Below are 7,269 nucleotides of genomic sequence, written 5' to 3' on the forward strand. Positions count from 1 at the left end.
CGACGTCGTACGACAGCGGCACTGTCGCAGTGCCGCGTGTGCAACAGGCGGCGTGTGCAACGAACGACAAGTTCGACGTCGTACGACAGCGGCACCGTCGCAGTGCCGCGCGTGCAACGAACGACGAGTCCGACGTCGTACGACGGCGGCGCCGTCGCAGTGCCGCGTGTGCAACCGGCCGCGTGTGCAACGAACGACGAGTCCGACGTCGTACGACAGCGGCACTGTCGTTCGGCAGCGACGACGACTCGCCGCCCCCGCGGACAGCTCCCCGCGCGGGGCTACACCGCCGCGGACCGCTCCGAGCGCTCGGTCGCCGCCCAGGTGCCGAGCAGCGCCAGGTTCCGCTCCGACTCGCTCCCGGGCTCGGCCCCGTACGTGAACATCGTCAGCCCGGGGTCCGCGACGAGGTCGAGCGCCTCGTACGTCAGCTCGAGCCGCCCGACGACCGGGTGCTCGATGCGCTTGCGACCCGTGCGGTGCGACCGGACGTCGTGCGCCGCCCACCACGTGCGGAACTCCTCGCTGCGGGTCGAGAGCTCCCCGACGAGCGTCACGAGTCCGGGCTCGCACGGGTTGGCGACGGCCGCGGCACGGAGGATCGCCACGGCGTCCCGCGCGGTCTGGGCCCAGTCAGGGAAGAACTCGCGGGCGGCCGGGTCGAGGAACGTGAACCGTGCGGTGTTCACCGGACGACCGGGTCCCGCGAACATCGGCGAGTACAGCGCCCGACCGAGCTCGTTCGTCGCGACGACGTCGCCGCGCTCGTTGCGCACCCATGCCGGTGCGCCGGTGATCGCGTCGAGGAGCTGCTGCACGCCCGGTCGAACCCGGGTCGGGACGTTGCGGTGCATGGTCTTCACCCCGGCGTTCGCCAGGCGGGCGAGGTCCCACAGGTGCGTGCGCTCGTCGTCGTCGAGCCGGAGGGCCGCCGCGAGACCGTCGAGCACGCTGTCGGAGACGCCCTTGAGGGTCCCCCGCTCGAGTCGCGTGTAGTAGTCGACGCTCACGCCCGCGAGCATCGCCACCTCGTGCCGGCGGAGACCGGGAACCCGTCGGACTCCCCCACCGAAGGTCGGCATGCCGACCTGGTCGGGGGTGAGCCGCGCCCGTCGTGAGGACAGGAAGTCCTGGATCTCCTTGCGCACGTCGATACCCATGTCGGCAAGGCTACGTGGCGGGACCGGTACCGGGACAGGTACCGGGAGGGCCTGCCTCGGTACCGGGTCCACACGGATCGGACGGGAGGCCCGTGGCGGCGCCGCCACGGGCCTCCCGTCGGCTGGCGGTCGCCGCTACTGCGCGCGCTCCCGCGCGACCAGGCGCACCCGCGCCACGCGGTGTCCGTCCATCTCGGTGACCTCGATCGACCAGTCGTCGAGGTCCACGACGTCCCCGACCACGGGGATGCGGTCGAGGTGCACCTGCACGAGCCCGCCGACGGTCTCGTAGTCGCCGTCGGGCAGGACCGGGCCGCCGTCGGCCGCGAGGTCCTCGAGCACGAGCGACCCGTCGACCCCCTCGGCACCGGGGGACGAGCTGTCGTGCTCGGCCGTGTCCCACTCGTCCTTGATGCGGCCGACGAGGTCCTCGAGCAGGGCCTCGAGCGTCACCATGCCCGCGCTGCCGCCGTACTCGTCGACGACGAGCGCGATCTGGTGGCCGTCGGTGCGCATCTGGGCGATCGCGCTCGACAACGACTTCGTCTCCGGCATCGCCAGCACCGGCCGGACGAGCGTCGCGAGCGGTGCCTCGGGGTCGGCGGGGCGGAGGAGGTCTCGGAGGTGCACGAAGCCCGTGACGTGGTCGCGCGAGCCCGAGGTCACCAGGTACCGGGAGTGCCCGGCGTCGAGCGCGTGGTCGGTCGCCTGACGGACGGAGAGGTCGGCGTCCATCGTCGAGACGTCGTACCAGGGGCGCATCGACTCGCGGAGGGTGCGGTCACCGGCGTCGAGGGCGCTCCGGGCGATCTGCCGGCCCTGGGCGTCGAGGGCGTCGTGCTCGGCGACGAGGTCACGGAGCTCCTCCGTGCTCATCGACTCGCTGCGCGCGTTCGGGTCGCCGCCGAGCAGCCGGACGATCGCGTTCGTCGTGCTGGACAGCACCCAGATGACCGGGCGCATGAGCGTCGCGAACCGGTCGAGCGGCGGGGCCACGAGCATCGAGAACCCCTCGGCGCGCTGGAGTGCGAGGCGCTTCGGGACGAGCTCGCCGAACACCAGCGACAGGTAGGCGATGACGAGGGTCAGCAGCACGAGGGCGACGGCCTCGGCGGCACCGCGGTCGAGGCCGAGGCCCTGCAGCAGCGGGGCGATGTCGGGGGCGATCGACGAGGCGCCGTAGGCTGCCGAGAAGAACCCGGCGACGGTGACACCGATCTGCACCGCGGAGAGGAAGCGGTTCGGGTCGCGGCCGAGCTGGGCGACCCGTGCACCGCGCGGCCCCTTGCGTTCGAGCTGCTGCAGCTGCGACTCGCGGAGGGAGACGAGGGCGATCTCGGCGGCGGCGAACACCCCGCCGACGAGCACGAAGAGGATGACGAGCCCGAAGGCGATCCAGGTGTCGGCGCCCATCAGCGGGTGGTCCGCTCAGGTCGGGGCGGAACCGGTCGCGATCGGGCGCTGGGCCTGTGACAGTCGTCCATGCCTGAGAGCCTGCACAGGCGTTCTGGGAGCCGACCCCGCGGTGACTGCGGGGGTGCTGTGGATGGGCTGCCTAGGCGGTGATCGGGCGCCCGGTGCGGGCTTCGAGCCACGCGGCGGGATCGATCGGGGTGACGCCGTCGAGGAGCACCTCGAGGTGCAGGTGCGCTCCGGTCGAGACGCCCGAGTTGCCCACCTGGCCGATGAACTGACCGGCCTCGACGGTGTCGCCGACCTGCAGCGGGGTCGATCCCGGGATCATGTGGCCGTAGAGCGTGGCGACCTTCCGACCGTCGATCACGTGGTCGATCACCACGGCGGTGCCGTAGTTGAAGTACGTGCCGGCGACGCGGACCGTGCCCTTCGCGATCGCGCCGATCGGGGTGCCGAGCCCGGGGGTGAAGTCGAGGCCCTCGTGCAGCGACGAGCACGCCCCGCACGGTGCCGAGCGGTAACCGAAGCCGGAGCTCATCTGCACCGGGCCGGGGAACGGCGAGCGGACCTCGCCCCCGAAGGAGACCGAACCGCTCGCGGTGGCCTGCTCCTTCGTCGTCGAGCCGCCGCCGATCGTGAACCCGTCGCGTGCGGGGTCGGCGAGGGCGGCGAGCTGCGTGACCGAGTAGTCCTGGCCGGCGACGCTCGGGGCGAGGGTCGCGGTGGCGACCGCGGTGCCGGACGCGGCGTGGGCAGGGGTCGCGGAGGCGGCGAAGAGCACGAAGGCGGCGAGGGCGCTGGTGAGCGTCACGCGGCTGGCGCGGTTCGCCGGGCGCAGCGGGTTGACCCTGGTGCGGAGCGGGCGCCGTGGCTGCGGTGCCGCGGTCACGCTGACCGTGCGGGAGGTGCGCGTCGGGCCGCTCGCGTCGCGGTCGACCCGGCGGACGCGGCTCTCGGAGTGCGCGGTGCCGACGTGTTCCGTGGAGGCCCGCGCGGTGGCGGCGACCCGGCCGGTGCGGCGGGGTTGCTTGCGGGCCGCGGCGCGCTCGGCCTCGAGGGCTGCACGGCGCGACAGGTGCACGACCGGGGTCTCCGGGTGCTGGTCTGGGTGGGGTGCAGTCGTCATGGCCGCCCACCATTCTGCACGACTCTGTTCGTTTGTACAGACCCCAGTGTGATCATTCCGTTACCGGACGCGCCTCGACGGCATGGTCCTCCGTGTCGATCGGTACTGTCCGAGGAGAGCGACCGGAAGGACCGAAGCCCATGGCCCGAACGCCGCGCGAGCGTCACGAACCCATCGATCTGGGTGCCGCCGAGGTCGTCCTCGCCGGCACGCAGGAGCTCCTGCCCGTGTTGCGCGCCGCCGCGGTCCGGGCCGGGGTCGACGCCACGAGGATGCGGGTCGTCGGGGTCGACGACCTCCCGGACCCGGGCGAGACCGGCGACGCCGAACTCGCCGTGATCGCGATCCGCCGTCCCGGCGACGACCCCGCGTTCCACCGGGCGCACGAGGCCGCGGAGCTCATCGACCCCCTGCTCGCGCCGAACGCGGTGCGCATCGTCGTGACGGTGTCGGGCGTGACGCGTCTCGCGCCGAAGATCGAACGCACGCTGACGTCCGAGGTGCTCCACCAGATCGGCGCGGCGGCGGCCCCGACCGGTCGGGACCGCCCGTTCCGGAACCTCCGGATGCGCCTCGGTCTCGCGGCGCTGAAGACCTCCGGGGTCCGGGTGTTCCGGATCACCATCGGGCACTAGGACGCGCGCACCGGCCCCGGGCCACGACCCGGCGCCGGGCCGCGCCGTACCGCCCCGCGCCACGACCCGGCCGTCCCCGTTCCCGACGCGTCAGCCCTCGTCCGGGTCCGTGCTGTGGACGGCGGAGGCGTCGACCCGGTGCTGTGCAGGCACGGTGTGCGCGACGGCCGCCACGCTCCCGACGGCGAGCACGACCGCGAGCGCTCCCGCAGCACACGCCGTCCCGAGCCGACGCAGTCTCGACCCCGCGCCGCGCTGCCGGGGTGCGAACCGGGCGATCCCCCGCGTCGGGTCCGGTCCGACGAGCCACGGACCCGACCCGTCCGCGTCGTACGAGAAGGGGCCGGAGCCGTCCGGGGCGTACCGGTACGGCCCGCTGCCGTCCACCGCGTAGGCCGAGCGGAGGTCCTCGGCCGTCCACCCGAAGTCCTCGGGGGTCCGTCGTCGTGTCGTCGTCACGGTCTGCTCCTCCCACCGCAGCGGTGGTGCCGCGGGAGACCAGTCCACGCTCGGTCCCCAAGGGCCGGCCATGTGCCTCCCGGGTGTCAGGCGGAAGTTCGCTGGGAGGTGACCCGACCAGGTATCTTGACATCGAGACATCCCGCGCCTGCGAGTAGCGTGGGGCGTACCGACGGCATGAACAAGGGAGTACCCGCCAGCATGGCCAAGATCATCTACACGCTCACGGACGAGGCGCCGTTCCTGGCGACCCACTCCTTCCTCCCGATCATCCAGGCCTTCGCCGGCACCGCCGGTGTCGACGTGGAGACCCGCGACATCTCGCTCTCCGGCCGGATCATCGCGCAGTTCCCGGAGCGGCTCACCGACGAGCAGCGCCTGGACGACGCCCTCACCGAGCTCGGGGACCTCGCGAAGACCCCCGAGGCGAACATCATCAAGCTGCCGAACATCTCGGCGTCGATCCCGCAGCTCAAGGCGGCGATCAAGGAGCTGCAGGTGCAGGGCTACGACCTGCCGGCCTACCCCGACGAGCCGACCACGGACGAGGAGCGCGACGTCCGCGCTCGCTACGACCGCGTCAAGGGCAGCGCGGTGAACCCCGTGCTGCGCGAGGGCAACTCGGACCGCCGCGCGCCGCTCTCGGTGAAGAACTACGCCAAGAAGCACCCGCACCGCATGGGTGCCTGGAGTCACGAGTCGAGGACGAACGTCGTGACCATGGGCAAGGACGACTTCCGCTCGAACGAGCAGTCCTGGATCGCCCCGGCGGACGACACCCTGACGATCGAGTTCGTCGGCGCCGACGGTGAGACCACCGTCCTCAAGCAGTCCATCCCGGTCCTCGCGGGTGAGGTGATCGACGGCACGGTCCTGCACGTCCGCGCGCTCGAGGCCTTCCTGCAGGACCAGATCGCCGCAGCGAAGGCCCAGGGCGTGCTGTTCTCGGTGCACCTCAAGGCGACGATGATGAAGGTCTCCGACCCGATCATCTTCGGCCACGTCATCCGTGCGTTCTTCCCGACCGTGTTCGAGCGCTTCGGAGCCGACCTGGCGGCAGCGGGGCTCAACCCGAACGACGGCCTCGGCTCGGTCCTCGCCGGGCTCGACGCCGTGCCGAACGGCGCCGAGATCAAGCGTGCGTTCGACGAGGGCCTCGATGCGGGCCCCGAGCTCGCCATGGTCGACTCGGACAAGGGCATCACGAACCTGCACGTCCCGAGCGACGTCATCGTCGACGCCTCGATGCCCGCGATGATCCGCACCTCGGGTCACATGTGGGGCCCGGACGGCGAGGAACACGACACCCTCGCGGTGATCCCGGACTCCAGCTACGCAGGCATCTACCAGACCGTCATCGAGGACTGCCGCGCGAACGGCGCCTTCGACCCGGCCACCATGGGCTCCGTGCCGAACGTCGGGCTCATGGCGCAGAAGGCCGAGGAGTACGGCTCGCACGACAAGACCTTCGAGGTCCCGGCAGCCGGTCGTGTCCGCGTCGTCACGAGCGGCGGCGAGACCGTCATCGAGCACGAGGTCGAGGCCGGTGACATCTGGCGGGCCTGCCAGACCAAGGACGTGGCGATCCGCGACTGGGTGAAGCTCGCCGTGACGCGCGCCCGTGCCTCGGCGACCCCGGCCGTGTTCTGGCTCGACGAGACCCGTGCGCACGACGCGAACCTCATCCGGCTCGTGCAGCGGTACCTCGCCGACCACGACACCGAGGGCCTGCAGATCGAGATCATGTCGCCCGAGGACGCCATGGCCTTCTCGCTCGAGCGCATCCGCCGTGGCGAGGACACCATCTCGGTCACGGGCAACGTCCTCCGCGACTACCTCACCGACCTGTTCCCGATCATGGAGCTCGGCACCTCCGCCAAGATGCTCTCGGTCGTCCCGCTCCTCGGTGGCGGCGGCCTGTTCGAGACCGGCGCCGGTGGTTCGGCCCCGAAGCACGTGCAGCAGCTCGTCGAGCAGAACTACCTGCGCTGGGACTCCCTCGGCGAGTTCCTGGCGCTCGCCGTCTCGTTCGAGCACCTCGCCGGCGTGACGGGAAACCGGCGCGCGGCGATCCTCGGCGAGACGCTCGACCGCGCCACCGGCACCTTCCTCGACGAGAACAAGTCGCCGGGTCGCAAGCTCGGCTCGATCGACAACCGGGGCAGCCACTACTACCTCGCGAAGTACTGGGCCGAGGAGCTCGCGTCCCAGACCGAGGACGCCGAGCTCGCTGCGGCGTTCGCGGACGTCGCGAAGCAGCTCGACGGCCAGGAGTCGACGATCGTCGAGGAGCTGAACGGCGTGCAGGGGCACCCGGCGGACATCGGTGGGTACTACCGTCCGGACGACGCCAAGACCGGCGCCGTGATGCGCCCGTCCGTCGCACGGGCGCGCCGGCGCCGGGGGCGCGCCCGCCAGGTTCCGGAATGCTGCGTTCTCACGCGGGCACGCGCCGTCGATCGGAACACCGGGC

At 72.0% G+C, this 7,269-nt stretch carries 6 protein-coding genes; 2 read left to right on the forward strand and 4 right to left on the reverse strand.

Going from position 1 to position 7,269, the window contains the following annotated elements; translation table 11 throughout:
• Nucleotides 1–281 precede the first annotated feature (281 nt).
• The 3 genes from NS184_RS04395 to NS184_RS04405 all read right to left on the reverse strand — a co-directional run bounded on the left by NS184_RS04395 (nt 282) and on the right by NS184_RS04405 (nt 3,702).
• Nucleotides 282–1,160, reverse strand: a complete 879-nt coding sequence (locus NS184_RS04395) for a helix-turn-helix transcriptional regulator (RefSeq protein ID WP_193750388.1) — start codon at nt 1,158–1,160, stop codon at nt 282–284.
• Between the two features lie 135 nt (nt 1,161–1,295).
• Nucleotides 1,296–2,573 (reverse strand): hemolysin family protein, encoded by a 1,278-nt coding sequence (locus tag NS184_RS04400; RefSeq protein WP_058724924.1) that lies wholly within the window; start codon nt 2,571–2,573, stop codon nt 1,296–1,298.
• A gap of 142 nt (nt 2,574–2,715) precedes the next feature.
• Entirely contained in the window at nt 2,716–3,702 is a 987-nt protein-coding gene (locus NS184_RS04405; protein ID WP_058724925.1) for a M23 family metallopeptidase, read from the reverse strand.
• A gap of 140 nt (nt 3,703–3,842) precedes the next feature.
• On the opposite strand from NS184_RS04405, the gene NS184_RS04410 reads away from it, so the two are divergent.
• The gene (locus NS184_RS04410) at nt 3,843–4,337 is read left to right on the forward strand and encodes a hypothetical protein (protein ID WP_058724926.1); all 495 of its coding nucleotides are present in this window, start codon (nt 3,843–3,845) and stop codon (nt 4,335–4,337) included.
• Between the two features lie 90 nt (nt 4,338–4,427).
• Here the strand turns inward: NS184_RS04410 and NS184_RS04415 are convergent, their stop codons facing one another.
• On the reverse strand, nt 4,428–4,796 hold the full coding sequence (locus tag NS184_RS04415) for a hypothetical protein (RefSeq protein ID WP_152998053.1): 369 nt from the start codon (nt 4,794–4,796) through the stop codon (nt 4,428–4,430).
• Nucleotides 4,797–4,997: 201 nt separating this feature from the next.
• Here NS184_RS04415 and NS184_RS04420 point away from each other — a divergent pair.
• The coding region (locus NS184_RS04420; protein ID WP_152998054.1) for an NADP-dependent isocitrate dehydrogenase at nt 4,998–7,269 on the forward strand (2,272 nt) is incomplete at its 3' end.

The sequence above is a fragment of the Curtobacterium luteum genome (genome assembly GCF_001475545.1).
Taxonomy (GTDB): Bacteria; Actinomycetota; Actinomycetes; order Actinomycetales; family Microbacteriaceae; genus Curtobacterium; species Curtobacterium luteum_A.